Annotated in this window: 18 protein-coding genes and 1 pseudogene; 8 read left to right on the top strand and 11 right to left on the bottom strand. The window is 69.5% G+C overall.

From position 1 onward, the window contains the following. Positions 1-196 precede the first annotated feature (196 nt). On the top strand, positions 197-1,348 hold the full coding sequence (locus tag ACN27J_RS32360; protein WP_421371948.1) for a glycoside hydrolase family 11 protein: 1,152 nt from the start codon (positions 197-199) through the stop codon (positions 1,346-1,348). 74 nt (positions 1,349-1,422) lie between these two features. Here ACN27J_RS32360 and ACN27J_RS32355 read toward each other — a convergent pair whose 3' ends face one another. Continuing rightward, complete coding sequence (locus tag ACN27J_RS32355; protein ID WP_421371946.1) at positions 1,423-2,196, bottom strand: GOLPH3/VPS74 family protein; 774 nt, start codon at positions 2,194-2,196, stop codon at positions 1,423-1,425. Beyond that, the gene (locus tag ACN27J_RS32350) at positions 2,193-2,441 is read right to left on the bottom strand and encodes a hypothetical protein (protein ID WP_421371945.1); all 249 of its coding nucleotides are present in this window, start codon (positions 2,439-2,441) and stop codon (positions 2,193-2,195) included. Before ACN27J_RS32350 ends, ACN27J_RS32355 begins: the two co-directional genes overlap by 4 nt. A gap of 546 nt (positions 2,442-2,987) precedes the next feature. Between ACN27J_RS32350 and ACN27J_RS32345 the strand changes: the two genes are divergently transcribed. Together ACN27J_RS32345 and ACN27J_RS32340 are read left to right on the top strand one after the other, a co-directional pair. Then, entirely contained in the window at positions 2,988-4,262 is a 1,275-nt protein-coding gene (locus ACN27J_RS32345; RefSeq protein WP_421371944.1) for a helix-turn-helix domain-containing protein, read from the top strand. A gap of 2 nt (positions 4,263-4,264) precedes the next feature. Further along, positions 4,265-4,801: a flavoprotein gene (locus tag ACN27J_RS32340; protein ID WP_421371943.1), complete on the top strand. Its 537-nt coding sequence runs from the start codon at positions 4,265-4,267 to the stop codon at positions 4,799-4,801. 309 nt (positions 4,802-5,110) lie between these two features. On the opposite strand, the gene ACN27J_RS32335 is transcribed toward ACN27J_RS32340, so the two are convergent. The 4 genes from ACN27J_RS32335 to ACN27J_RS32320 all read right to left on the bottom strand — a co-directional run bounded on the left by ACN27J_RS32335 (position 5,111) and on the right by ACN27J_RS32320 (position 8,747). Beyond that, on the bottom strand, positions 5,111-5,956 hold the full coding sequence (locus ACN27J_RS32335; RefSeq protein WP_421371942.1) for an ABC transporter ATP-binding protein: 846 nt from the start codon (positions 5,954-5,956) through the stop codon (positions 5,111-5,113). Positions 5,957-6,018: 62 nt separating this feature from the next. Beyond that, a complete protein-coding gene (locus ACN27J_RS32330; protein ID WP_421371941.1) occupies positions 6,019-6,864 on the bottom strand; it encodes an ABC transporter permease in 846 nt (281 codons plus the stop codon). Further along, complete coding sequence (locus tag ACN27J_RS32325) at positions 6,861-7,721, bottom strand: ABC transporter permease (protein ID WP_421371940.1); 861 nt, start codon at positions 7,719-7,721, stop codon at positions 6,861-6,863. Before ACN27J_RS32325 ends, ACN27J_RS32330 begins: the two co-directional genes overlap by 4 nt. A 60-nt stretch (positions 7,722-7,781) precedes the next feature. Continuing rightward, positions 7,782-8,747: an ABC transporter substrate-binding protein gene (locus tag ACN27J_RS32320; RefSeq protein ID WP_421371939.1), complete on the bottom strand. Its 966-nt coding sequence runs from the start codon at positions 8,745-8,747 to the stop codon at positions 7,782-7,784. A gap of 421 nt (positions 8,748-9,168) precedes the next feature. Between ACN27J_RS32320 and ACN27J_RS32315 the strand changes: the two genes are divergently transcribed. From ACN27J_RS32315 to ACN27J_RS32305, 3 genes are all read left to right on the top strand, one after another. After that, complete coding sequence (locus ACN27J_RS32315) at positions 9,169-9,297, top strand: hypothetical protein (protein ID WP_421371937.1); 129 nt, start codon at positions 9,169-9,171, stop codon at positions 9,295-9,297. Positions 9,298-9,602: 305 nt separating this feature from the next. Next, positions 9,603-10,685 (top strand): TauD/TfdA family dioxygenase, encoded by a 1,083-nt coding sequence (locus ACN27J_RS32310; RefSeq protein WP_421371936.1) that lies wholly within the window; start codon positions 9,603-9,605, stop codon positions 10,683-10,685. A gap of 152 nt (positions 10,686-10,837) precedes the next feature. Then, entirely contained in the window at positions 10,838-11,362 is a 525-nt protein-coding gene (locus tag ACN27J_RS32305; protein ID WP_421371934.1) for a hypothetical protein, read from the top strand. Positions 11,363-11,460: 98 nt separating this feature from the next. On the opposite strand, the gene ACN27J_RS32300 is transcribed toward ACN27J_RS32305, so the two are convergent. From ACN27J_RS32300 to nrdR, 3 genes are all read right to left on the bottom strand, one after another. Beyond that, positions 11,461-12,399 carry a DUF2332 domain-containing protein gene (locus tag ACN27J_RS32300; RefSeq protein WP_421371933.1) on the bottom strand — a complete coding sequence of 313 codons (939 nt, stop codon included), beginning with the start codon at positions 12,397-12,399 and terminating at the stop codon, positions 11,461-11,463. Positions 12,400-12,493: 94 nt separating this feature from the next. Next, the gene (locus ACN27J_RS32295; RefSeq protein WP_421372653.1) at positions 12,494-17,623 is read right to left on the bottom strand and encodes a vitamin B12-dependent ribonucleotide reductase; all 5,130 of its coding nucleotides are present in this window, start codon (positions 17,621-17,623) and stop codon (positions 12,494-12,496) included. Positions 17,624-17,994: 371 nt separating this feature from the next. Beyond that, positions 17,995-18,492, bottom strand: coding sequence for a transcriptional regulator NrdR (gene nrdR, locus ACN27J_RS32290; RefSeq protein WP_421371931.1), 498 nt, complete (start codon positions 18,490-18,492; stop codon positions 17,995-17,997). Between the two features lie 502 nt (positions 18,493-18,994). On the opposite strand from nrdR, the gene lexA reads away from it, so the two are divergent. Next, complete coding sequence (gene lexA, locus ACN27J_RS32285; RefSeq protein WP_421371930.1) at positions 18,995-19,789, top strand: transcriptional repressor LexA; 795 nt, start codon at positions 18,995-18,997, stop codon at positions 19,787-19,789. Positions 19,790-19,832: 43 nt separating this feature from the next. On the opposite strand, the gene ACN27J_RS32280 is transcribed toward lexA, so the two are convergent. Beyond that, a complete protein-coding gene (locus tag ACN27J_RS32280; RefSeq protein WP_421371929.1) occupies positions 19,833-21,659 on the bottom strand; it encodes a hypothetical protein in 1,827 nt (608 codons plus the stop codon). A 94-nt stretch (positions 21,660-21,753) separates the two neighbouring features. Continuing rightward, positions 21,754-23,157, bottom strand: a complete 1,404-nt coding sequence (hflX, locus tag ACN27J_RS32275) for a GTPase HflX (protein WP_421372651.1) — start codon at positions 23,155-23,157, stop codon at positions 21,754-21,756. Between the two features lie 391 nt (positions 23,158-23,548). On the opposite strand from hflX, the pseudogene ACN27J_RS32270 reads away from it, so the two are divergent. Continuing rightward, a pseudogene (locus ACN27J_RS32270) lies at positions 23,549-24,938 on the top strand (NAD-dependent malic enzyme); the annotation flags it as partial. Positions 24,939-25,069: the final 131 nt, after the last annotated feature.

The following is a 25,069-nucleotide window of genomic DNA, read 5'->3' as shown; positions in this document are numbered from 1 at the left end:
ATATCGGTAAATATCGATGTTGACTTGACTCCAGGACCACCGCGGCGACGTGAAGCAGCAGTGGCGCACCCACAGCCAGCGGTCCGGCTGTTCCGTCCACCCTGGCGCGGCACCGGCGCGTGGTGGCGGTCGTCCCTCGACCGCACCCACCCCGCCCGTTGCTTCGCGCCGCCTCGCACAAGGAGAAACACGCGAAATGAAGAACGTCCCCCCGCAACTTGAGAGCCGCCGACGCGGCCGGCTCCGCAGAATGCTCATCAGCGGTGCCTGCGCCGTAGCGTTGGTCACGACCGGCACCGCCGCACTCCTGGCCAGCCCCGCCCACGCCGAAGCCGACCGGCAGGTCTGCTCGAACACCACCGGCACGCACAACGGGTTCTACTTCTCGTTCTGGAAAGACAGCGGCGACGCCTGCATGGTGTTGCGCGAGAACGGCCGGTACTCCAGCTCCTGGGGCAGAAGCACCAACAACTGGGTCGGCGGCAAGGGCTGGGCCACCGGCAGCCGCCGAACGATCAGCTACTCGGGCAGCTACAACCCGGGCAACAACAACACCTACCTCGCCCTGTACGGATGGACCCGCAACCCGCTCATCGAGTACTACGTGGTCGAGAACTTCGGCAGCTACAACCCGAGCAGCGGCGCGCAGCGGATGGGCACGGTCACCACCGACGGCGGCACCTACGACATCCTGCGCAGCCAGCGGGTCAACGCGCCGTCGATCGACGGCACCCAGACGTTCTGGCAGTACTGGAGCGTCCGGCAGCAGAAGCGCACCGGCGGCACCATCACCACCGCCAACCACTTCGACGCCTGGGCCCGGGCTGGCCTGAACCTCGGCAGCAGCTGGGCCTACCAGGTCATGGCGACCGAGGGCTACCAGAGTCAGGGAAGCTCCGACATCACCGTCTGGGAAGGCGGCAGCGGCAACCCCGGTAACCCGGGCAACCCCTCCAACCCACCGTCCGGTTCCGGCCAGATGATCGTCGGTCAGCAGTCCGGCCGGTGTCTCGACGTCCCGAACGCAAGCACCACCAACGGCACTCAGCTGCAGTTGTACGACTGCTGGGGTGGCGCCAACCAGCGGTTCACCCAGACCTCGAGCAGGCAGCTGACGGTGAACGGCAAGTGCCTGGACGCCTCAGGCGGGGGAACCAGCAACGGCACACCCGTGATCATCTATGACTGCCACGGCGGCGCGAACCAGCAGTGGAACGTCTCCAACGGCACCATCACCAGCGCGCAGTCAGGGTTGTGCCTCGATGCCGGCGGCAGCGGTAACGGGACGATGATCCAGCTGTACAGCTGCTGGGGTGGGTCGAACCAGCAGTGGAGCCTGCGGAACTGACCGCTCGCCTCGGGGCCAGGCACTGACGGGTCTGGCCCCGAGGCAGGTGTGGTCGGCTGGGCCGGCGGTCGCGATCACCGCCGGCTCCGTCGGCCGTGCTGGCTCCGTCGGCCGTGCCGGCTCCGTCGGTCGTGCTGACTGTGCCGGCTCCGTCCGTCGGCGGCGGCAAGATGCCGCACCAGCTGGTCGACCCCCGGCGGTACGGGGGTGAGCAGTTGCCGTAGTTGCCGGCGGGCGGTCGACGTGTCCACGCCGAGCACGTAACCGCCGAGTCCGGTCGCCACACAGAGTCGGGCCAACGTGCTGTCGTGCGCGCTGAGGCGGGTGTGGCGGCGTACCCGCATCGACAACCGCGCCCACGGCCAGGCCGCGACGTTCGTGTCGACCGGCGGGTATGCGGTGTCCCGACGCCACCAGCGGCGGACCGTGCGGGGCCGGACCAGCCCGGCGACGGTGAGCCGGTCGGCGACACTGCGGTACGCGTGCCCGGCGAGCCGGTCGATCCAGGCGTCCGGCGGGTGCGGTGTGTCAGTCTCGATCCAGCGCAGCACCGTACGCCCCCACGGGTCGACGGCACCCGGCGCTGCCGTACCGGTGACGACCATGCCGGTCGCGGCGACCGTGACCGCTCCGACGTAGGCCAGGTCGGCGAGCATCGCGGCGGCCAGCCCACGCCCAACGACCCCGGCCGGGGCGCGCAGTCGGCCGGTCACGTCGTCGTGGGCGATCAGGAACAGTTCGTCGGCGAGCCAACCGGCGGGCCGCAGCGGCACGGCCGGCTCCGCCAACGGCGCCGCTCCGGGTGACGTGGTCGACCAGTCGCGGGTGCAGGTGCGGTAGACGGTCACCGGCCGGCCCGCCTCGCCCACGCCAGGAACCGAGTGAACATCTCCCCCGGCGTCGCCTCATCCGGCAGGTCCGCGATCGCCTCCACCATCCGCTCCGCCGCGTACATGCTGCGCGAGATCGGGTCCAGGTTCGCGATCAACTCGGCCCGCGCGTACTCACACGGCCAGTCGACCCGCGGCCCGCACCCCGAACAGGACCAGACCGGCCGTACGGGCACGTGCAGCACGTCGTCGCGGCCGGTCACCGGTGCTGCACCCCGGCCTGATTGCGGTGTCGCCGCCCGCGCAGGCTCGACTGCGGCAGAGGCGGTGGCGCGGTGCCCCAGGTCCGCTCGATCGGCGCGGTGCAGTCCCGGCAGGTCAACGTCTGCCCGCACACCGGACACCACCGGTGCCGGCACCGACACAACACGAACCCACCCACCAGGCCAACGAGCCCAGCCAGCACGCCGACCACTGTTGTGAGGAGGAGGCACATGACGTTCTCCAATCTCCGTAAGGGTTTGGGCTTGCCGCCGCCAACGACGGGGGGACACCGGCGGCGGCAAGCGGTTCGTGGCGCTGGGCGGACGCCGATCGAACCGTGAATACAGTGGACGTAGCGGTTGTCCCGGCAGAAGCGGTAAGGGAGGGGAACTGATACGCGTTCCCGGGAAGAAGATCCCGGATGGGGATTCCCTTCCCAACAGTCAGCCTCAGTCACGTCAAACTCCGACTCGACCGGTCGTGACGGATCGGGTCAATGCCACTACGCTGGCCCGTGGGCCGATCGTCCGAACGGGGGTACGCCGATGAACGAGTTGTTCCGCGCCGCGAGGGAACGGCAAGGGCTGTCACGCCGGGCACTTGCCGAGGCCGTCAACGTTGTTCGCCATGGTGATCGTGAGCGGGCCGCTCGGGCGGCCTTCAACGCCAACCATGTGGGAAAGATCGAGAACGGCAGAGTGCGTTACCCGGACGACGACCTGAGACGCGCTTTGCGGAGCGTACTCAAGGTCAACAGTGACGAGGAGCTGGGCTTTCGCCCACACCGCCGATTGCGGAACAGTGGCAGCACATCAGCAGCGGGATCGTGTGGCCCGACGGCGTACTCCACGTCCACCAGCCAGCTGGCAGCTGAGCTGCGACGGCGACAGATGTTCACCCCCGCTGAAGCGGTGGGTAGCGCCGGAGTGGATCTTGTGCAGTTGCGGAACGCTGTCGGTGCGGCGCACCTGGCCTACCAACGGGCAGAGTATGCCGACCTGGTGAGCCTGCTGCCTGATCTCGTTCATCGAGCGGACGGTGCCGCCCGGCGTGGTGCGGAACAGCACCGCGCACTCGGCATCCTCGGGGCAGCTCATCTGGCGGTGTCCAAGCTGGCTCTCAAGCTCGGTGATCCCGGCCTCGCCTGGGTAGCGGCCGACCGAGCGTTACGCAGTGCGCAACAGGCCGGTGCCGACAACCTCGCAGCAGCCGCCGCCTATTCGGTGGCGTGCGCTCTGCTTGCCTCCCCCGGGCACGTCGCGGACGCGGCCGACGCAGCGGCTGAGGGACTCGCCCGGATACCTGAGCAGTCCAGTCCTGCCGCCTTGTCGGTAAGCGGATCATTGACGTTGCTACTGGCGCTCGTGGCCGCACGGCGCGGCAAAGCGAAGATCGCGCTCGGTCACCTGGATGACGCAGCGGCCCTGGCCGACCGGCTGGGGAAGGACCGGAACTACTTCTGGACCGGGTTCGGTCCGACGAACGTGCTGATCCACCGGGTAACCACCGCCGTCAACGTTCGCCAGTTCAACGCTGCGGTCGAGCTCGGAGAACGCATCGACACGTCGACCCTGCCGCCATCACTGGTGAGCCGGCGAGCTCAGGTCCACCTGGACCTGGCTGCGGCATTCACCGCGCAGCCGGGCGGCGACCCATCAGCGCTGCTTCACCTTCTGGCGGCCGAGCGCACTGCACCTCAGATCTTCCAGGTGCACGATCAGACTCGCGCGCTGGTCACCACCATGCTCGCCAGGGAACGTCGCGCTGCCACACCCGGCCTGCGCGCCTTGGCAGTGCGTGCCAGGATCGACGCCAACTGATCATGACTGGCACCGGGAAACCGACGCTGTACCTGGTCTCCTCCGCCGCTCCGCCGATTCGCAACATCGACGAGTGCGTCGCTCTGCTGCAGGCCGATGGATGGTCGGTATGCCTGATCGTCACGCCCACGGCGGCTACCTGGGTCGACACGGACAAGCTCACAGCCCAGACAGGGTTTCCGGTCGCGTCACGACTTCGCACCCCTGACGAGCGGGGAACGTTGCCGCACGCCGACGCCGTCGTGGTAGCACCGGCGTCCTTCAACACGATCAACAAGTGGGCCAGCGGAATCAGCGACAACCTGGCGCTGGGCGTGCTGAATGAGACTCTCGGTGCTGGGCTGCCGATGATCGTTTCGCCGTACGCCAAGCCGGCCCTCACCCAGCATCCCGCCTACCGAGCCTCCGTCGAGACCCTGTCAAGCCTCGGCGTGCACTTCACCGAGACCGAGGCCCTCAAGCCTGAGCATGAGGGCAGGCAGTTCCGCTGGGACGTCATTACCGAAGCGCTTCGTACGACCAGGCACTCCCTTGGATAGTGACCTCAGCGCGGCCTCTCGATGTCCATTCGGCCCCATCGGGTGTGGCGAGGTGGTGCTGCACCAGCGCAGGCCGGCACCGGCCGACCGGCGGTCAGGGTTGACGGCGGGACTGCGGTTCAAGATCAGATGATGTAAATACGGGCTCCTATCGGCGTGTCGCCCGTATTTACATCATCTGATCTTGGAGTCGACTCCCTATGTACACGGGCTGGCCCAGAATCCGTCGATCAGCACGATGGTGCCGGGTGCAAACACCAGACGTCCTCGGTCAGAACGCCCTCACTGCAGCCTCCTGGGCGGGAGTGGTCAGGCCGGGTCGGCCGACAGGGAGGTACGCCGTTGGGAGGACATGACGAGCGAGTAGACCTCTTCCCGAAGCTCGCCGAAGGTCGACGTCTGTTTGGTCGCGATCTGGTCCCGGGGCCGGTCGAGTGGGACCGGCAGGTCGGCGACGACGGTGGACGGGCCCTGCGACAGGACGATCACCCGGTCGGACAGGTACACGGCCTCGTCGATGTCGTGAGTCACGAAGAGCACTGTCGTCCCGGTCTCCGCCCAGATCTTGAGCAGCAGATCCTCCAGGCTCGCCCGGGTCTGGGCGTCCACCGAGGCGAACGGCTCGTCCATGATCAGCATCTCCGGCCGTACGGCGAGTCCGCGCGCGATCGCCACCCGCTGTTGCATGCCGCCGGAGAGCTGCCACGGATACAGGCCGGCGGCGTGGGCCAGACCGACCATCTCCAGTGACTGCCGTACCCGGTCGCGGATCTCGGCCCGGGGCAGCCGCCGGTCCCGCAGCGGCAGGACCACGTTCTTCTCGACCGTCAGCCAGGGAAACAGCGACCGGCTGTAGTCCTGGAAGACGACCGCGACACCGTCGCGGGGGCCGGACATGGTCTCCCCCCGGAAGACGACCTCCCCGGTGGAGATGGGCAGCAGGCCGGCGATGCACATCATGAGGGTCGTCTTGCCGCAGCCGGAGGGGCCGACGACCGAGACGAACTGGCCGGCGTGCACGGCGAACTCGATGCTGCGTACGGCGAGCACGTCCCCCTTGCGCGAGGGGTAGGACTTGCCCACCTCGCGGACGTCGAGCACGGGTGTCGCGCTGCCCGGGTCCTGCTGGTGGTGCGGGATCGTCACCGGTTCCATCCGGTCCTCCTCTGCGTTGTGCCTGGTGTGGTCGACCGACGGGTCAGTGGCGTTCCGCGCCGTCAGTGACGTTCCGCGCCGTCCGGGCGCACGTTGCGGTGCCAGCCGAGCAGCAGGCGTTCGACCAGGGCGAAGATGGCGTTGAAGAGGATTCCCAACAGCGCCAGGAGCACGATCGCCGACCACAGCTCCGGGAACCGGAACAGCCGCTGCTGGTTGACGATGTAGAAGCCGAGCCCGGCGGTCGCGGCGTAGAGCTCGGAGATCACCATGAGGACAAGGGCGATGCCGATGCTGATCCGCAGGCCGGCGAAGATCGCCGGGCTGGCGCCGGGCAGCAGCACCTGGAGGAAGTAGCGACGCCGGGTCAACCGCAGGCTCTTCGCGGCAGTGACCGCGGTGCGATCCAGGCTGCGGACCCCGTCGTAGGTGTTGATGAGGATCGGCCACAGGCAGCCGAGCGCGATCAGGAAGACGTTCATGCCGCTGGTGATGCCGAAGACCACGATCGCGATGGGCAGCAGCGCGGTCACCGGCACCGACATGCCGAGCCGGATCAGCGGGTTGAAGAACGCACCGGCGGGCCGCCACACGCCGATCAGGATGCCGGCGCAGATGCCCACCGTGGCGGCCGCGCCGTAGCCGAGGCCGAGTCGCGCCAGGCTGGGCAGCACGTCGGTGCGGAACTGTGCACTGAGGAACAGCGACGACGGTGAGGCGGACAGCCAGGTGTCGACGAAGGCGACGAAGATCTGCGACACCGGCGGGATGAACAGGGAGCCGGCGAACCGGGCGGCGATCTCCCAGACCACCAGAAGCAACGCGAGCAGCCACAGTGACTGCACGCTCCGCCCCACCGCCAGCGCCGAGCCGACCAGGCTCGGCCGCGTCGCGTCGTTGGTGCTCATTTCCCGCCCTCCCGTTGCGCCTGGCCCCACGGCACGATGAGGCGTTCGGCCAGGTTGAAGCCGTAATAGAGCAGCATTCCGAGCACTCCTACGAGGAGAATCCCCGCGTATACGAAGTCCGGGCGTTGCGCCTGCTGGTACGTGGTGATCACGTTTCCGACGCCGCTGGTGGCGCCGAGCAGCTCGGCCGAGAGCACCACGATCAGCGCCGTCGAGCTGGCGACCCGCAGGCCGGTGGCGATGGAGGGGGCTGCCGACGGCAGCACCACCCGGCGCAGCAGCCGCAGCCGTCCCCAGCCCATGCTGCGGCCCGTGGCCAGCATCAGCGGTTCGGTGTCCCGGACGCCGTACATGGCGTTCAGCAGGATCGGCCAGAAGATCGCGTAGATCGCCAGCGACACCTTCATCTGCGTGCCCAGCCCGAACAGCAGGATGGCGATCGGGAGGAACGCCGAGGAGGGGATCGACCGGCCGGCGTGGACGACCGAGGACGCGGGTCGGTTCAGGGCGGAGAAGTAGCCGAGGGTCAGACCCAACGGGATCCCGACGGCGCTGGCGGCGGCCATGGCGATCAGCCAGGCCCACAGGGTGTGCGCCACCTCCGTCAGGAAGGTGGGGTCGACGAGGAGCTCGCCGACGCGCAGCAGGGTGGTGCCGGGGTACGGCAGGGAGTCCGTGGACACCGCACCGCTGCGGACCACCAGGTCCCATAGCACGAGCATCGTCGCCACGCCGGCCAGCCCGATGACCCAATCGGGTACGGGGCGCCTCCGGCGGGCCGGGATCGGCCCGCCGGAGGGCGGCGTAGGACGGACCGTCGACTCGACTGTCTGGGTCACACCGACGCCAGGCGCCATGTCACGTCTCCCTTCCGTACGCTGCGTCCTTGCCACGCCGCGTCCTTGTCCGGAAGCGGCTCAGGACCGGGCGAAGTCGGCGACCAAGGACTCGAGGTCGGGCGTCTCCGGCATCAGCTTGAGGTCGACCATCTGCTGGGCCATCTGCTCCAACGCGGCCATGTCGACCGCTGGCTCCAGCGCGTTCTGTGGCTGAGCGGCCAGGGTCTCCGCCGGGACCTTCTGGCACTCCGACAGCAACCGGAACGACTCGTCGGTGTTGGCCGGGTCCTCCAGCTGCTGCATGGTCTCGGTCAGCGCCTCGTGGAAGCGCCCGGCCGCGTCGCCGTCGGCCACGAACTCCTTCGAGGAGACGTACGTGGCGATGTAGACCTTCTCGATGCTGGCGAACGGGTCGGCCAGGCTCCGTACGGTGTCGTTGTTGTCGCCCAGCAGCGAGTAGCCCAGCTGCGCCGCGTCCACCCGGCCGTTGAGCACCGCCGGGATCTGCTCGGCGAACGGCAACGCCACGAAGCTGACGCTGTCCGGCTCCACCCCGTTGGCCTTCAGCCAGTTCGAGGTCACGATCTGGTTGATGCCGTTGATCTCGTTGACGGCGATCTTCTTGCCGACGAGATCGGTGGGAGCGTCGATCGGTGAGTCGTTGCCGACGAAGACGCCCTGGGCGGGCTCGGCCGGCGGCAGTGCGTTGACGTTCGCACCGGAGACCATCTGGATCGGGAAACCGGTGTTGTAGGCGTTGATCGCCGTGTAGCCGTTGACGTAACCGAAATCGGCCGCCCCGGAGAGCACGGCGGCCACCGCCGCCGAACCGCCGCCGGCCCGGACCAGTTCGACTTCCAGTCCGTGCTTGGCGTAGATGCCCTTGTCGATCGCCCAGGTGTTCCAGATCTCGCAGCCGAAACTGGTGACGGAAACCTTGGTGTCGCCACCGGTGGCGTCGCCGGAGTCGTCGTTGCCGCCGCAGGCGCTCACGAGGAGCAGCGCGGCGGAGACCGCCACCGCGCCCAGACGTCGTGTGCTCATGTCACCACTCCTGATCTTGTGTATGCAGCTGAGGTCGCCTGACACCGGAACTGGTGACAGGGCTGTGCAGCGAAGGAAGTAGCTGGTTTATGGGGTGTTCACGGCCGACGGGATCGGTCTGGCACGCAGGTTCATGGCATCGCCGAGCTGGCGTGGCCGTTACTCGGTCGGGCCGCGCCCGGCTGCACCCCAGCAGCACCTGACGCTCTCACCGACTTGCAGCGAACGTACGGGCCGAGAAATCCAATGTCAAGATACGGGATGTGATCTCGCCTGGCGGCGTCTACCGAACCGGGAGAAGCACCGTCATCAGTTAACACGCGTGTCACATGGCGATACACCATCCCTGTTGACAAGACGTAGGGCGGCGGCTAGCTTCGCCAACAGATTGCCCCGTGAATCCGTCGACCCGGGAGTGGACATGAGCTGGGAGAAGCCCGTCGCGGCCGTACCAGCCATCACTCGTGCGCCGATCGGACACTGGAAGGGCCCGGAGTTCCCCGCGATCCGCCCCGGCACCGGTGCCGGCAAGGCCCTCGTACGCTTCTAACGCCGCAGCCCCGCCTTTTGGCACCACTCTGCCCAAAATCGGGCACGGTGCCGCCACGGCGTTCGACCCATCCACGGGTAGCGACCCGTTTCATCGATGGTGACCGAAGGCCGCGTGACGCGGCAATTCCCATCCCTGTCTCCGCCAGTCCGAGACGGCTCCGACGCGCGAGTTCGACTTCACCCCCGCACCCCAGCCGGGCAGGTGAAGCGATGCTCGTACCCCAGCGCATTGGCGGCCGGCCTCGGCGTAGCGCCTGTCCGGGCAGCCGACCCGTCCGGGCAGCCGAAAGGAAGCATCCGACGATGACCACTGTCCCCGCACTCACCCCGGTCACCGCCCCGTGCGCGTGGCGGGGCGACCAGCTCTCCGCCAACCAAGAGTGGATCCACCACCTGAACGACACACAGATCGACGAGCTTGAGCAGGTCGGTCGCCGTTTCGTGGCCGACGATCCGGACCTGCGCACCATCACCGCCGCCGAGTACCCGCTCCCGGTCACCGCCGGGGCGATCACCGGGTTCGGCCGGGAGATGGACTCCGGTCGGGGCTTCGTCCTGGTCCGAGGTCTGCGGATGGACGACTACGACGACACGCTCGCCGCAGCCATCTTCTACCTGATGGGCCTGCACCTCGGCGTGCCGATGCGGCAGAACGAGCTCGGCGACCTCGTCGATCACGTGATCGCCACGTCCGACAAGACCCTGCAGGACCGCACCGCCCTACCGTCGCGGGTACGGGACAGGCTGCCCTTCCACTCCGACAGCTCCGACGTGGTCGCCCTGATGTGCCTGCGGCCCGCGAAGGAGGGCGGCGCGAGCAGCCTGGTCAGCGGGGCCACCCTGTTCAACGAGGTGCTGCGGCGGCGCCCCACCCTCGCGCCGCTGCTGCTGGAGCCGTGGTACTTCGACTGGCGTCGGCAGGACCCCGACGCGCCGGCCGACTGGTACACCTCGCCCATCGTCAGCTGGACCGAGGGCGTGTTCAGCATGTACGCGGGCAGCGGCATGATCAAGGCCGCCCAGGCTTATCCGGACGTGCCGCCGTTGACCCCGGAGCAGCTTGAGGTGCTGACCCTGCTCGACGACATCAGCCAGGAGCCCGGCGTGGCCCTCGACATGGACTTCCAGCCCGGCGACATCCAGTGGCTGCTGAACTACGCCGCACTGCACTCGCGGACGGAGTTCGTCGACCACCCCGAGCCGGGACGGCAACGCCACCTGCTCCGGCTGTGGCTCAAGCGGGAGACCGGCCGCCCACTCGTGCCGAACTTCGGACGGCACGTGGTGATGGACCGTACCGAGACCCGGGACGACGCGACGTCGAGCGGGTCGGAACACTTCACGATCACGAAGGCGGCGGTGCCCCGGCGGGACTGGGGCGTCTGATAGTCCCGGCAGCCCACTCCGGAGCTACTGCTTTCCGTCCGCCGGCAGGCGCTCCGGCAGGCCGAGCCGCGCGAACTGGTCGCTCGCCATGGAGGACGCCGTCCTGGAGTTCCTGGAGCTGCCCTGACATGCCAGAAATCGAGCAGTCTGCGATGCGTAGCGCGGCGGCCTGCAACAACGCCGGCTGGTGCGCGGCGGTCTCCCGCTCCCACGGCTGCCCCGACACCGTCGACGACGCCGCCTGGTGCAGCGCCCGCCGGACACCGCCGTACTATCCCGACGCGGTCACCCTGCGTCCCGACGCGACACCCGCCGACATCCTCGACCGGATCGACACGACGTCGCCGGGATGCTCGGTCAAGGACAGCTTCGCCACCCTGGACCTCACCCCGGACGGCTTCGTCGAGCTGTTCGGCGACAGCGGCGACGGCAGGCCCGCCGGCGGCTTCGTCCTGACCTGTGACGGCGACGTCGTCGGTCTGTCCAACCTGTTCGCCGCCGACAGCAGCCGCCGGTCCGATGTCTGGACAGCCGCCATCATCGAGGCAGCCGCCCACTTCCCAGGGCTGCCGCTGGTCGGCTACGAGCAGGGCGACGACCTGGCCCGCGCCCGCGCACACGGCTTCGCCCCGATCGGCGCCCTGCGGGTCTGGCTGCACCAGCCCGGCCAGCCATGATCACTTGATGAAAAACCGGCCGACACGCCGACACGATCCCAGCAGAGCATCAAGTGATCATGGACCCGGGGTCGGGATCACCCGCCCGGAGCGGACCGTCAGCCGAACCAGGTCAGGCCCTGGCCGTGTGGGCGGGTCCAGGCCAGTGGCCGGCCGTCCAGGGCAAGCACGTTGTGCAACGTGTCGTCCGGTGGCGGCGGCAACGTGCCGTGCCGCAGGATGTCCGGCCCCTCGTTCGCCACCCAGTGGCCGGGCAGGCCGCGTACCAGGTCGACGAAGGCCGACCGGCGCGGTGCCGGCACGTGGTAGAGCACGGCGGTGTGGAACACGACCAGCGTCGCCGCCGGCGGTGCCGACGCGGCCAGGGCCGGCAGGTCGTCGACCAGGTCGCCCCGGACCAGCAGCGGCGGATCGGCCGCCGCCACCACCGCCGCGGCCGCCAGCCGGGCCCGCCGATGCTCCTGCTCCGGCCAGATCAGCGCGTCCAGCCAGGCGACGTCGTCGGCGTCGGTGACGTCCAGCGGGGTCAGGTCCAGCCCGGCCCGCCACACCACCTCCGGCCGGGTACGCGGCGGCGTCAACCCGGTCGTCGCGCAGTCGAGCACCGGCTCACCGTCCCCCACGGTCGGGCCGTCGTCGTAGCGGTAGGCGTACCGGTCCGGGTAGAGACACAGGCCCGCCGACGCGCCAACCTCCAGCAGCGCCAGCGGCTGCGGCAACGCCGCCAGCACCGGCAGCAGTACGGCGCACCGGCCGGCCTCGTTGGTCTGGGTGAGCCGGCGACGCATCTGCGCCTCGACCGCCGGCCAGTGCGCCACCGTGAAATCGTGGAACGCGGCCGGGTCGTCGACCGGCCCGCCGAGCAGCCGGACTACGCCGAACAGCAGGTTCGGCTGCCGGGTCGGCGGCGGCAACGAGTCGAGCAGCGCCAAGAGATCGTCGTCGCGGGCGACCGCGTACGCCAGCCGCTCGTAACTGGGCGACACCCCGGACGCCTGCCGGCGGGCAAAGTCGACGTACACCTCAGCGGTCCCCACCGCCAGATGATCGCCCCGCCGGGGCGGTGCCGTCATCAGCCAGACCGCGAACGGGGAGCCGGATCACATCCGGCTCCCCGTGACACGTGTTCGATCAGCTGCAGCCGGAGGTGGAGCCGCAGCCTTCACAGACGTAGCAGCTGCCGGCCGGGCGCATCTTGGTGCCGCAGGTGAAGCAGAGCGGCGCGTCGGCGGCCTTGCCGATCACCGCCTCCAGCAGCTCCGTCGACGAGTGCACCGATGCCGGAGCCGGCGTGCTCGCGGCGGCCGGCTCGGTCGCCGTACCGCTGCCGGAGTCGGCCGACGACGGTGCCTTCGCCTCCGGATGCTTCGGCTCGACCGGCGCGGACACCGCCATCTCCGACAGCTCCGACGCCGCGTTCTCCGCCTCCGCCTCGGCCCGCATCTGCGCGGTCCGCTCGGCGGCGGTGAAGATGCCCAGCTCGGCCCGGCGGTCGTACGGCAGGAAGTCCAACGCCAGGCGACGGAAGATGTAGTCCATCACCGACGCGGCCATCCGCACGTCCGGGTCGTCGGTCATGCCCGCCGGCTCGAAGCGCATGTTGGTGAACTTCGCGACGAACGTCTCCAGCGGTACGCCGTACTGCAGGCCGATCGAGATGGCCACCGAGAAGGCGTCCATCACCCCGGCCAGCGTCGAACCCTGCTTCGACATCTTGAGGAAGACCTCGCCGAGGCCGTCGTCCGGGTACGACGAGGCGGTCAGGTAGCCCTCGGCACCGCCGACCGAGAACGACACCGTCTCCGACGGGCGCTTCTTCGGCAGCCGCTTACGCACCGGACGGTACTCGACGACCTTTTCGACGACCTTCTCGATCACCTTGGCCTGCTCGGCGGCGGCGGTCTCCTTGGCCTTGTCCGACTTTGCCGCCGACAGCGGCTGGCCCACCTTGCAGTTGTCCCGGTAGATCGCCAGCGCCTTCAGGCCCAGCTTCCAGCCCTCGAAGTAGATCCGCTCGACGTCGGCGACGGTCGCCGCCTCCGGCATGTTGACCGTCTTGGAGATCGCCCCGGAGATGAACGGCTGCACCGCCGCCATCATCCGCACGTGCCCCATCGGCGCGATCGACCGCTCCCCCATCGCGCAGTCGAACACCGGGTAGTGCTCGGTACGCAGGCTTGGCGCGTCAACCACGTGCCCGTGGTCGGCGATGTGCTCGACGATCGCCTCGACCTGCTCCTCCGGGTAGCCGAGGCTACGCAGCGCGCGCGGCACCGTCTGGTTGACGATCTGCATCGAGCCGCCGCCGACCAGTTTCTTGAATTTGACCAGCGCCAAATCCGGCTCGACGCCGGTGGTATCGCAGTCCATCATCAAGCCTATTGTCCCAGTGGGCGCCAATACACTTGCCTGAGAATTGCGCCAGCCGTTTTTCTCGCCAATTTTGTTGCCCATTTCCCATTGCCGGGCGGCTTCGCGGGCCAGGGCGGTGGCGGTCGGGCCGGTCGGACGGATCTCGTCACTGGCGGCGGCGTGCTTGCGCATCACCCGCTTGTGGCCCTCGGCGTTGCGGGCGTAGCCGTCGTAGGCGCCGACCACACCGGCCAGCTCAGCCGAGCGGCGGTACGCCGTACCGGTCATCACCGAGGTGATGGCGGCGGCGTAGGACCGGCCGGCTTCCGAGTCGTACGGCAGGCCGGAGGCCATCAGCAGCGCACCGAGGTTGGCGTAGCCGATGCCGAGCTGCCGGTACGCCCGGGTGGTCTCGCCAATCTTCTGCGTCGGGAAGTCGGCGAAGCAGATGGAGATGTCCATCGCGGTGATGACGAACTCGACGGAGCGGACGAACTTCTCCACCTCGAAGCCGCCGTCGGCCCGCAGGAATTTCATCAGATTAAGCGACGCCAGATTGCACGACGAATTGTCAAGGTGCAGGTATTCCGAGCAGTTCCGGACGACCACGCCGTTTGCGATGTACGAGTGGTTGCGCGGCTCGGACAGGTTGTAGGTGGTCTCGAAACCGTCGAACTCGCGGCTGACCAACCTCGCCGTCTGATCCGTCCGGTAGAACCGGTGCTGTTCGAGCCAACGGGCCACCCGCTGGGCCTTGGCCTGGTGGTCGAACCCGATCCGGCTGGCGAACAGGCGGATGTTCTCCCCGCTGATCCGCAGGTCGTAGAGCTGCTTGCCGTGGTACTCGCGCTCGTCGCCACCGTTCGTGGTGTACCGGAAGGTGGTGTCACCGGCCTTGCGGGTGGCGTAGATCCGGCTGCCGATGCCGAACCCGCTCAGCAGACGCTGCGCCTCGCGGAGCAGTTCGATCGAGACCGCGCCGAGCCCGACGTAACGGGTGCCGTTGGCGGTCTCGGCGGCGCAGCCGTCCGCGTCGAACAGCCCGCGCAGGAAGGCGGCCTGGATCTCGGGCGGCGCCTCCAGCACCGACGACGGCAGTCGCTTGTCCACGGCGCGGGCAGTGCTCACGCCGAGCCCGGTCAGGAAGTCGACGACGGCAGTACGGTTGCTGCGCAGCTGCACGGTGCCGTTGGGCATCTGCACCGGGTCGAATCGCAGGCCGACGATGCTTTCCAGCACCGTCTGGTGCCGCTGGACGATGGCCTCCGGGTCGGACTGGCTGTAGACCCAGCTGGCACCGGGTCCGTTGCCGCGTACGCCCGGGGTGCCTTCCCGGACTGAGCCGTCGCCGACCAGCCAGCCGAGCAGGTGGGCGAAGTCCTCGGTCCACTTCTCCGGCAGTCGGGACTCACGTTGCCACTTGGTCGGCACGACGTCGCCGGGTGACACCCTGGCGTCCGCGCGCATGCGGAACTCCCAGGACGCGGCGGTCGCCGGGGTGGGCTGGTTGAGCGGCAGGATCTGGTCGTCCGGGGTGAGGTCCCTAGCTTCGACGTACCCCCGGTTGGTGGTCCAGATCCGGTGGTTCGGGGTGCAGCGCAGCACCATACCGTTGCTGAACTCGAGCCGGGTGATCTCGTTCGTCCCGGTGATCATGACCGCTTCGGGGCTGGTCAGCACGACCTGGTCAGCGGGCGCGTCCGGGTTGGTGGCGTCGTGGGTGTAGACGCCAAACGACTCGCCCTGACGGCTCCGGTCCACTAGGGCGTCGAACCGGATCAGCCCCTTGTCGGTGTGGACCAGGGTGTCGCCGGCGAAGCAGGGGTTGGACGCGGTGATGCGTCCGCTCTCCGGGCAGGTGTGCCAGTCGTTGATCGTGTCGTCGTACTGCAGACCGGGGTCGGCGCATTCCCAGGCGGCCTGCGCGATGGTGCCGAACAGCTTCTTGGCGTCGACGGTGTCGATCACCGAGCCGTCGAGCCGGGCCCGCAGGTCGAAGCTGCCGGCGTCCTCGTACGCCCGCATGAACTCGTCGGAGACCCGGACCGAGTTGTTGGCGTTCTGGTACTGAACGCTGACGATGTCGGCACCACCGAGGTCCATGTCGAATCCGGCGTCGCGCAGCGCCCGGATCTTGTCCTCCTCGCGGGCCTTGGTCTGCACGAACTCCTCGATGTCGGGGTGGTCGACGTCGAGGATGACCATCTTGGCGGCCCGGCGGGTGGCGCCGCCGGACTTAATGGTGCCGGCCGAGGCGTCGGCGCCGCGCATGAAGCTGACCGGGCCGGAGGCGGTGCCGCCGCTGGACAGCAGTTCCTTGGAGGAGCGGATCCGGGACAGGTTGACCCCGGACCCGGAGCCGCCCTTGAAGATCAGCCCTTCCTCTTTGTACCAATCGAGGATGGAATCCATCGAGTCGTCGACGGCGAGGATGAAGCAGTTGTGCACTCGCAGGTTGTCGGAGAGGTACTCCCCCGACTCGGTCTGGATGTCGTAGACCTCCATCGCCCCGAGCGGTTCGACCCGGTCGATGACGAGGCGTTTCGTCGCCTTGGCGGACCGGCCCACCTTGGCAAAGCTCTCCTCCAGCTTGCCGGACTTGCGGGCGTCGACGAACCCAATTTCTGCGGCGAAGGTGTCCCGGTCGCCGTGGTTCTGGATGCGCAACGACCAGGTGCCGTGCCGGTTCGGTCGCGGGTCGGCCTTGAAACCGACCCGGGCGAAGATCCCAAAGCGCAGCAGCAGCCGCTGCAGCCCGCGAATCAACCGCTCGCCGATCATGTCCACGCCGACCAAGGTGGACGCCTCACGCGCCGAGACATAGCCCTCTGCCTGGAAGATGCTCTTCAGATAGGCGGCGACGACCGGCAGCGGCGCGGTGAACAGCGTTGCCGGCACCTCCATCTCGGTGCCCCGGGCAAGCAGGCCCCACTTGTCGATGAACGGGCGCAGATTCTTCCCGTACAACCGGGTCCGCCGGCAGTCGAGGGTGACGTCCTGGGTGACGACGCGGCGTTCATGGCGGTGCGCGCCAGGGAAGACCTGGTCGATCGCGGCGACGACCCAGCTGAGTTCGTCGTCGTTGACGGTCATCGCCTCGATTGTCAGCGACCGGTTGGTGCCCTGATCGTACTGGCCGACGAAGCCGTCTGACTGCAGCCAACCGGCCAGCGCGGCCTCGTGGACGTCGCCGGGGTGGAACTCCGCCTCGCCGTCGCTGCCCCGCCGGTGCCATTCGAGAGTGTCGCCAGCGACCAAGGTGCCGGCTTCGACGAACCGACCGGTGCCCTCGCCGGTCGATTTCCAGACCAGGTGGTCTGCGGTGACGTCCAGGGTGTAGCCGGCTTTGGTGTGCAGGCGCAATACGTCCTTGATGCCATTGGCCTGGACCGCGAGAATTCGGGTCAGCCCGTGTGCGTCGTAGACCTTGGCTCCGACGGCGTTTTCCTCGACCAGCTTGCCGATCGGGACGAGGCCGGCCGGCGTGCTCACGAGCGAGTGGTACGGCTGGCACGCTGATACCTGCTGGGGGGAGGCGGTGCCGACGTTGAACCAGACCGGCGAGTTGAAGCTGAACACCTGGTGCAGCAGCATCCAGGTCAGCTCGTGCTCGAAGATCTCGGCGTCGGCCGGGGTGGCGAAGTAGCCGTGCTGCTCCCCCGCCGCCCGGTAGGTCTTCACCACCCGGTCGATCAGCTGCCTGAGCGACCATTCCCGCTGCGGGGTACCCACCGCCCCACGGAAGTACTTGGTGGTGACGATGTTGGCCGCGTTGACGCTCCACGACTCCGGGAACTCCACGCCGCGCTGCTCGAAGTTGACCGTGCCGTCGCGCCAGTTGGTCATCACCACGTCGCGGCGCTGCCAGGTCACCTCGTCGTACGGGTGCACGCCCTCGGTGGTCCACACCCGCTCGACGGTCAGGCCAGCCGCGCCGGCCTTGGCCCGTACCCGCGCGTTGGAGCCCGCGGCCGATCCGGCCTTGCCGTTCGTCGATCCGGCCTTGCCGTTGGCCTTGGCCGCACCGTTGGCCGAATCCGCCGCACCGTTGGCCTTGGCCGAACCCGCCGCGCCGTTGGCCTTCGCCGTGCCGCCGCTACCGCTACCGCCTGTCTTCGCGGTCACACCTTCCCCCGCCATCTGATCGCCCCCTCAGGCTCTCGCGCAGCGTCGTGCCACGCGGTCGTTTCCGTCTTGCCGTTCAGCTTTTTCTCCGGCCGTACCCGCCGGGACCGGCGGTCGGCCGTACGCCTTGCTCTTCCCGAGTCGCGGCGGGCCGGTCAGCCGGGCCCGGCCCCGGCCGCCGCCGGGCTCGTCGCGGCCTCCCGCGCCCCGGCGGCGGCCCGTAGCGTCTCGATCTCGCGTTCGAAGTCGTCCAGCGAATCGAAGGACCGGTAGACGCTGGCGAACCGCAGGTACGCCACCTCGTCCAGCTCGCGCAGCGGCCCGAGGATCGCCAACCCGACGTCGTGGCTGGGGATCTCGGCCGCGCCCTTGGCCCGGACGGTCTCCTCGACCTTCTGGGCCAGCAGGGCGATCGCGTCGTCGTCCACCGGTCGGCCCTGGCAGGCCTTGCGCACCCCGCCCATGATCTTGGATCGGCTGAACGGCTCGGTGACGCCGCTGCGTTTGACCACGGCGAGCACCGCCTCCTCGACTGTGGTGAACCGTTTGCCGCACTCCGGGCAGGACCGGCGGCGGCGGATGAGCTGGCCGTCGTCGGCTTCCCGCGAGTCGACCACGCGCGAGTCGGCGTGCCGGCAGTACGGGCAGCGCATGCCGATGTCCCTTCCGTCGAGCCGCGAGGTCGAAAATGGGCGCGCAGTGGTCACCGCAGGTTGTCGCGGGTACGCGGGGCCAGCCTGCTGGAGACATTGCTCTCAGTCAGGAGACCCAACCTGTGGACAACTTACGCCCTTGTAACTACTAGATGTTGGGGTCGACGGTAGGCCGCAACCGGGGTCCGGTCAAGTTGACCGACACCCTTCGGCGCGTCGTCACTCTGCCAACACCGATCCCTGCCCGAGGGTTACCGCCCATGCCGCCACCGAAATCCGATCGAACGTGTGTACGATAGTTTTCTACCACAGATTCCGTCACGACCGACGCCGCGACGGCGCACCGGAACGACACACACCGACACGACACGGCCTGCGCCGACGCGACACGCGACGACATCTCGTACAGATGTTTGAACCTGACCGGATCTCTGGTTACCGTCTTGGTCGACACCATTGGTGCCGATCAGGACGCGATCTGACGGCCGGGGAGAGGACGGATGTGTCGAGCGACGACAGGGCGGGCCCGCCTCAGCAGAGTAGCGGCAGTGGCGGCGCGACGACGGTCAACGCCGGTGCGTCGATACGTGGACGGCGGGGCAGCCGCTCCGGCGAGTCCCGGTTGCGCGCCGTGACACCGGTGGTGAGCGCCTTCCCCGAGCCGGTCAACGGTGAGTTGACCGCCCGGCAGCGCCGGATCCTGGAATTCATCCGCAGCTGGGTGGACCGGCACGGCTACCCGCCGAGTGTGCGGGAGATCGGCGAGGCGGTCGGCCTGGTCTCCCCCTCCAGCGTCGCCTACCAGCTCAAGGAGCTGGAGCGCAAAGGCTTCCTCCGCCGGGATCCGAACCGCCCCCGGGCGGTCGACGTGCGTCCGCCGCACGACGCCGCCGACGACGAGGCCGAGCGGGCGCTGCGGCCGGCTCCGGCGTACGTGCCGATGCTGGGTCGGATCGCCGCCGGTGGGCCGATCCTGGCCGAGCAGGCGGTGGAGGACGTCTTCCCGCTGCCCCGCGAGCTGGTCGGCGAGGGTGAGGTGTTCATGCTGCAGGTCAAGGGCGATTCGATGATCGACGCGGCGATCTGCGACGGCGACTGGGTGGTGGTACGTCAGCAGCCGACCGCCGACTCCGGGGAGATCGTCGCCGCGATGATCGACGGCGAGGCAACGGTGAAGACCTACCGGCGGCGCGACGGGCACGTCTGGTTGATGCCGCACAATGCCGCGTTCGACCCGATCCCCGGTGACGAGGCCACCATCATGGGCCGGGTGGTAGCGGTGCTGCGCCGGGTCTGACCCGGCGCGCACCAGACCTCGGCGGGGTGTCAGCCGCAGGGTGTCAGCCGCGCCATTCGTCCGGGTGTTCGGGGGCGGACCGGCCGTAAACGCCGGGTTCCCGCTCGCTGCGGCCGGCGGGTGGGCGCGGCCCGCTGCCGGCTCGTGGCTGGTCGTAGCGGTCGGCTGGGTAGCCGTCGCCCGGGTAGTCGCCGCCGAGGTCCCAGGATCCGCCCGGGTCGCGTGCGTCCCCGCGCTCGCGTGATCGGCCGGAGTGCCCGGTCCCGCCGTAGACGCCGCCCGCGCCGGGCCGAGCCGGGGGCGCCGGTTTCGCCGCCCCGTACACCGCTCCGGAATCGACCCCGCCGGCCGGGCGGTAGCCGCCAGTGTCCGGCGGCGGTGCTGCGGCCCCGTAGACGCCGGCCCGGCCACCGGTGGCGGGCTTGGCTGCGCCGTACGTGCCGCCGTCGGCGGCGGGCGGTCTTGCCGCCGCCGCGCCGTAGACGCCGCCACCCGGCGCTGCCGGGGCGGTGGACCCGGCGACGGGTTTCGCCGCGCCGTAGACGCCGCCGGCTTTGCGGCCGGCCGGGGCCGGTCCGCCACCGGGCAGGGCGCCGCTGCCCAGTGCCCCGCTGGCGTAGGCACCGCTGCCCAGCGAATCGCTGGCGTAGGCCGCCGCGCCGTCCCGGTCCCCCGGGTCGCGGTCGGACCGGTCCGGGTCGCGGCCGACGCGGCCCACGCCGCGTGCGCCGGCCACCGCCGACCGGGCCGCCCGCGTCGACCGCCGGGCCCGGACGATGCCGAAGATGCCGAGCCCGACCAGCAGCGCGCCCAGCACACCGACCGCCGCGATCAGCAGGTTGATCTCCTGCAGGCTGATCCGGTTGAGCCAGGACGGTCCGTCCCGGTCGCTGCCGCCACCGGCATCGTCGGCCTCCGCCGCGACCTCGGTGCTCGGGGTGTATCGCAGGATCTCCACCGGGGTCCCCTCGTCGAGGGCGGCGACGTCGGAGACGGTGAGGAAGGTGGTGCCGTCCGGGGAGTAGGCGATCGACTCGCCGAACGGGTCGGTGAGCGGGGTGGCCCGGGGGCGTTCGCTGGTGAGCGTCGCGACGATGTCGCCGTTGGCCGGCAGGTCCCACTCGAAGGCGTCGGCATAGGTGCGGACGGCGACCCGGCTACCGTCCGGGGAGCGGGCCGCGCCGGTGACGGTGAGCCGGCCGGCGGCGGCGAACAGGTTCGGGGTGCTGGTGGTGGGCAGTTCGAGTTCGCCGACCCGCTCCATCGGCACCGGGTCGTCGTTGTCGCTGCGAAGTTGTTCGACCGGGCGGTACAGGCCGGACGGGCCGGTCTCCTTGGTGATGATCAGCGGGGTGCCGTCGTTGGCGATCAGCAGCGCCTCGGCGTCGTGCGGGCCGTCCGGGTAGCTCACCCGGTGGATGACCGGTTGGGCGGAGCCGTCGATTGGCAGGGACCACAGCGCGATTCGTTCGCGACGCTCGTCGGCGGTCGGGTTGTCCCCGACATCGGCGATCCAGAGCGTCTGCCCGTCCGGGGAGATCGCCAGGTCCTCCGGGTCCAGCGGTGGTGTCGGGTACTGGACAGCGTTGGCGACGTCGCAGGACGAGTCGAGGAAGAACACCCGCTCGTTACTGTCGATCTCGGTGCTGTCGTTGACCACGACGTAGCCGTCGGCGGTGGCGACGAGACCGGAGACCTCCCGCAGCCGCTCGTCGGTGATCTCGCAGACCGACTCGCCCGGTGTCACCTGCTGGGCAGCGGGCGGGGACGGGTCCTGGGCGGGCAGGGCCATGGCGGGGCCGGCCGAAGTCAGGAGGTGGATCGTGAGTAGTCCGACGGCGATCGTGGCCGGGGTCAGGAGCCGACGCATCCGACGAGTGTCGCACGCCGGCCTCAGTCCGACTGTTACACCGTGATCAATCACGTGAAGTCTTCGGTGGATCACTGAGTTTGCGGGAAGAATGTCACTCGCCCGGAGTCAGGAACGGTTGGAGTTCGGCGGCGAGTGCCTCGTCGACGCGCGCCTGCAGCAGCGTACCGGCGGCGGTGTGCCGGGTACCGAGGACCTCGCCCCGGTGGTGCACCCGGGACACCAGGTCACCCCGGTGGTACGGCAGCATCACGCTGACCTGGATGGCCGGTCGTGGCAGGCGTTGCTCGATCGCGGCGCGCAGGTCGTCGATGCCCCGGGCCTGCCGGGCGGAGACGAAGACCGCGTCGGGCCAGAGCCGCTTGAGCCGCAGCAGCTCCTCCTCGCTGGCCGCGTCGATCTTGTTGACGACCAGCAACTCGGGGCGACGGTCGGCGCCGACCTCGGCGAGCACCTCGCGGACCGCGCGAACCTGTTCCTCGGGGTCAGGATGGGCACCGTCGACCACGTGCACCACCAGGTCGGCCTCGGCGACCTCCTCCAGGGTGGAGCGGAACGCCTCGACGATCTGGTGCGGCAGGTGCCGAACGAAGCCGACGGTGTCCGACAGGGTGTAGACCCGGCCGTCGGCGGCGTGCGCCCGGCGGGTGGTCGGGTCGAGGGTGGCGAACAGCGCGTCCTCGACCAGCACCCCGGCACCGGTGATCCGGTTCAGCAGGCTGGATTTGCCGGCGTTGGTGTAGCCGGCGATCGCCACCGCCGGCACCGCGTTGCGGGTGCGCCGGGCGCGTTTGGTCTCGCGTACCGTCCGCATGCCTTTGATCTCCCGCCGCAGGCGGGCGATCCGGGTGCGGATCCGGCGCCGGTCGGTTTCCAGTTTGGTCTCACCGGGGCCGCGCAGGCCGACGCCGCCGCCGGCGCCGCCGCCACGGCCGCTGCCGCCGGTCTGCCGGGACAGCGTTTCGCCCCAGCCGCGCAGCCGGGGCAGCAGGTACTCCAGCTGGGCCAGCTCGACCTGGGCCTTGCCCTCTTTGCTCTTGGCGTGCTGGGCGAAGATGTCCAGGATCAGTGCGGTCCGGTCGATGACCTTGACTTTGACTTTCTGCTCCAGGTTGCGCAGCTGCGACGGGGAGAGCTCGCCGTCACAGATCACCGTGTCCGCGCCGGAAGCGAGCACCACGTCGCCGAGTTCGCCGACCTTGCCCCGGCCGACGTAGGTGGCCGGGTCGGGCCGGTCGCGGCGCTGGATCAGGCCCTCCAGGACCTGGGACCCGGCGGTCTCGGCGAGCGCGGCGAGCTCGGTGAGCGAGTTCTCCGCGTCGGTCACCGTCCCACTCTCCCAGACTCCCACCAGCACCACGCGCTCCAGCCGCAGCTGGCGGTACTCGACCTCGGTGATGTCGGCGAGTTCGGTGGAGAGCCCGGCGACGCGGCGCAGCGCGTGCCGGTCGGCCAGCTCCAGGTCGCCGACGGTGGTGTCGTCGTCCGTCGGCTCGATCGGACCGTCCGGGCCGGTTTGACCGTTGGGGCCGGTTCGGCCGTCCGGGTCGGTTCGGCCGTCCGGGTCGGTGGCGGTCGACAGGTGGAACGGCGGGTGAACCGTCTCCTCGGCACGATATGTACGCAAAAGCTGCCTCCTCAGGATTCGATCGTGACACGCCGACGGCCGCGCCGCACCTACATATCAGGACGCGGGCTGCCCGCACGGCCGGTACCCGGCCGGGTCGCGTCCTGTGCGGGCCCGTTCGCGGCCGACGCCGGGCCGCCGCGACCTGCGGCTGAACGGCTACGGCACGCCGTACGCGGGGCGGAGCGGGCACGGTGCGGATCACGCGCAAGAATGGTGCAGCGGCCCGGTCCGGCCGCCCCACCAACGACGGAGGGATCCCGTGGCGACCACCCGCCTGCCCAGTGCCGGCTTCTCCATCACCATCCGGATCAGCATTCCCGCCGACGCGTCCGCGATCGGCCGGTTGACCACCTGTGTCGGCGATGCCGGTGCCATCGTCACGGCTCTTGACGTGGTCGACTCCGACCCGGTCAGCGTGGTGGTCGACCTGACCTGCGACACGGCCGACGCGGCGCACGCCGACGACGTGGTCAAGGAGCTCGAGGCGCTCGACGGCGTCGAGGTCCGCAAGGTGTCGGACCGGACGTTCCTGCTGCATCTGGGCGGCAAGATCGAGGTAGCCCCAAAGGTGTCGCTACGGAACCGGGACGAACTGTCCCGGGCGTACACGCCGGGGGTGGCGCGGGTATGCCTGGCGATCGCCGACAATCCGGCCGACGCGCGCCGGCTGACCATAAAGCGCAACACCGTGGCGGTGGTGACCGACGGTTCGGCAGTGCTCGGGCTGGGCAATCTCGGTCCGGCGGCCGCGCTGCCGGTGATGGAGGGCAAGGCGGCGCTGTTCAAACGGTTCGGTGACGTCGACGCCTGGCCGGTGGTGCTGGACACCCAGGACCCGGACGAAATTGTCTCGATCGTACGGGCGATCGCCCCCGGCTACGGCGGGATCAACCTGGAGGACATCGCCGCGCCGCGCTGCTTCGAGATCGAGTCGAAGCTGCGGGAGCTGCTCGACATCCCGGTCTTCCACGACGACCAGCACGGCACGGCGATCTGCGTGCTGGCCGCGCTGACCAACGCACTGCGGGTGGTCGGCAAGCAGCTCAGCGACGTACGGGTGGTGGTCTCCGGGGCAGGTGCGGCCGGCACCGCCATCATCAAGCTGCTGCTGCGCCAGGGCGTCGGCGACGTCATCGCCTACGACCGGCCGGGGGCGCTGCACCAGGGACTGAGCGGGTTGAACCCCACCTGGCAATGGCTGGCCGAGCACACCAACTCGACCGGGTACGCCGGGGATCTGCCCGGCGCGCTCCGGGGCGCGGACGTGTTCATCGGGGTGAGCGCGCCGAACCTGCTGACCGGCGACGACATCGCCGCCATGGCGCCGGACTCGATCGTGTTCGCGTTGGCGAACCCGGACCCCGAGGTGGACCCGCGCGAGGCCCGCCGGCACGCGGCCGTGGTCGCGACGGGGCGGTCCGACCAGCCGAACCAGATCAACAACGTACTGGCGTTTCCGGGCGTGTTCCGGGGCATGCTCGACGCCCACGCGGAGTCGTTCACCGACGATATGGCGTTGGCGGCGGCGCGGGCCATCGCCGATGTGGTGGGCGAGGATCGGATCAACCCGACGGTGATCGTGCCGAGCGTGTTCGATCCCCGGGTGGCACCGGCGGTGGCCGCTGCGGTCCGAGCCGCGGCGCAGGCCTCGGACGCGGCCGCGCAGCCGGCCGTCGTCGCGCAGACAGCCGTCGTCGCGCAGCCGGCCGTGGCCGAACAGCCGTCCGTGGCCACCGCCCCGGCCGGTGTGCCCACCATCCAGCAACGGTCAGCGGCAGCC

Origin of the sequence: Solwaraspora sp. WMMB762 (assembly GCF_049179115.1) — a bacterium.
Lineage (GTDB): Bacteria > Actinomycetota > Actinomycetes > Mycobacteriales > Micromonosporaceae > Micromonospora_E.
This window is presented reverse-complemented; position numbering and strand designations above follow the sequence as displayed.